This is a genomic window from Deltaproteobacteria bacterium (genome assembly GCA_009930495.1).
Classification (GTDB): domain Bacteria; phylum Desulfobacterota; class Desulfovibrionia; order Desulfovibrionales; family Desulfomicrobiaceae; genus Desulfomicrobium.
In genome coordinates this window covers 1-1793 of record RZYB01000333.1, presented here as the reverse complement: position 1 = coordinate 1793, position 1793 = coordinate 1, and the positions used below count along the sequence as shown (strand labels likewise).

Here is a 1793-nt window from a genome sequence, read left to right as displayed (position 1 = left end):
GTGCCATGCTCACATCATGTCAACGACGAACCCCGAGCTGATCACCAGCCCCGAAGCTGGGCGCATGATCGGTCGCTCCGCACGCACCATTCACCGACTCGTCGAGTCCGGCGCGCTGACCCCAGCCGTCCGTCTCCCCGGTCCGAACGGCGCTCTCCTGTTCCGGCGCGAGGACATCGAAGCTCTCGCCGAGAAGCGCGGCGCGGCATGAGCGTCCCCACCGTCGCGCTCACCGTCACCGAATCCGACCGCCTCGCCGAGTGTGAGGCCACCATCGAACGCGGGTTCCAGACGTTCGCGGAGGTCGGGACGGCGCTGCTGGAGATCCGCGACGCCCGGCTGTACCGCTCGGAGTTCGGCACGTTCGAGGCGTACTGCCAATCGCGATGGGGGTGGAACCGCCACCGCGCGTCGCAGCTAATCGGCGCGGCCCACGTGGTTACAAATGTAACCAGCCTCGGCGCGCCAGCCCCTGCCAATGAAGGCCAGGCCCGCGAGCTGGTCGGGCTTCCCGCTGAGACCGTTACAAATGTAACGGTTCTCGGCGCCGTCGCCCCCGCCAATGAAGGCCAGGCCCGCGAGCTGGTCGGGCTTCCCGCTGAGACCGCCGCCGCCGTGATGACTGCCGCCGTGGACGCCACTGACGGGAAGCCCACCGCCGCCGCGATCCGCGAGGCCCGCGAGGAGATCGCACCCAAGCCCAAGCACGTCGTCACGGAAACGCGCACCACCGTCGAAACGCTCACCGTGGACGCCGAGACGGGCGAACTACTCGACCAGCCCGAGCCGGCACCAAAACTCCCGCCCATCCGCAAACCCGCGTGGCAACTGGCGGCCGAAGCGGAACGCCAGAACGCGGAGCAGGAAGTGCGCTCAATCGCGGCGGCACTAATGAACCTCTCCAGCGTGCAGTACCCCGAAGCTCGCACACGCATCCGTGCCGCGTTCGCAAAACACGCGGACGCCGCGCCGCCCAACGACCGCGCCATGCACAACCCCAATCGCATCCGGGACCTCGCCGGATGGCTCAACACCTACGCCGACGAGATGGAGCGCTAGCCATGACCGACTACGAACTCGACTTCGAGTGGGACACCACCGTTACCCGCGTCTACCAGGAAGTGATCGCCGAAGCCGACCCGGACGACGGCGTGGGCCGACAGGAAGCCTTCACCACCGCAGCAAACCGCATTCAGGACATGGTGAACGCCGGAGAGCTGTTCGTTGACGTGTCCCAAGCGATCCGTGCTGCGTTGGAACGCGCCGACAAGTCGCAGGGGCGCGCCGCTGACGCCGTTATCAAGCGTCTCGCAACCGGGCAGGACGACCTCGGGCTGGACGACGACCCGACCCTGAACATCGTCGTCATTCTCGGAGACGGGAAGCGCAAGCCGTGGCGCAACGTCACCGCCGACGACCTCCGGGACATGGACCGCATCAGGTACCACAACTACCGCAAGCAGGCGGTCGCCTATGACGAATGGCGCGAATCCTATGACGCCGTGCTTCCCATCGTCTCCCGCCACGGGACCGTCGGCACCGCTGCGTCGAGGGGCGCATTCGACCACATGGCAGAGACCGCAGCCTGATCTTCCGGTGGCCCCACAAGCCTCCTCGGAGTGGATACCCGACCGTGGGGCCACCGGAACCACACCCCCGGTGGTCGGGGACCGCCTGCAAGCTCCCCGGCCACCGGCCAACCACCCAAAGAAGGGACCCCCGTGAACCCCGCGACACTCATCATCGGCTGGGCCATCGTGCTCGGCATCTTCCTCGGCATCCTCGCCGCCATG

General features: G+C 67.4%; 3 protein-coding genes. All 3 read left to right on the top strand.

The features are described 5' to 3' along the window. The first annotated feature begins 16 nt into the window (after positions 1-16). Genes EOL86_14430 through EOL86_14420 form a run of 3 tightly spaced genes read left to right on the top strand, consistent with a single transcriptional unit; the run spans position 17 to position 1589 of the window. Entirely contained in the window at positions 17-211 is a 195-nt protein-coding gene (locus EOL86_14430) for a DNA-binding protein (GenBank protein ID NCD26768.1), read from the top strand. Further along, the gene (locus tag EOL86_14425; protein ID NCD26767.1) at positions 208-1059 is read left to right on the top strand and encodes a hypothetical protein; all 852 of its coding nucleotides are present in this window, start codon (positions 208-210) and stop codon (positions 1057-1059) included. The genes EOL86_14430 and EOL86_14425 overlap by 4 nt, the downstream gene beginning before the upstream one ends. 2 nt (positions 1060-1061) lie before the next feature. Then, the gene (locus EOL86_14420) at positions 1062-1589 is read left to right on the top strand and encodes a hypothetical protein (GenBank protein NCD26766.1); all 528 of its coding nucleotides are present in this window, start codon (positions 1062-1064) and stop codon (positions 1587-1589) included. Positions 1590-1793: the final 204 nt, after the last annotated feature.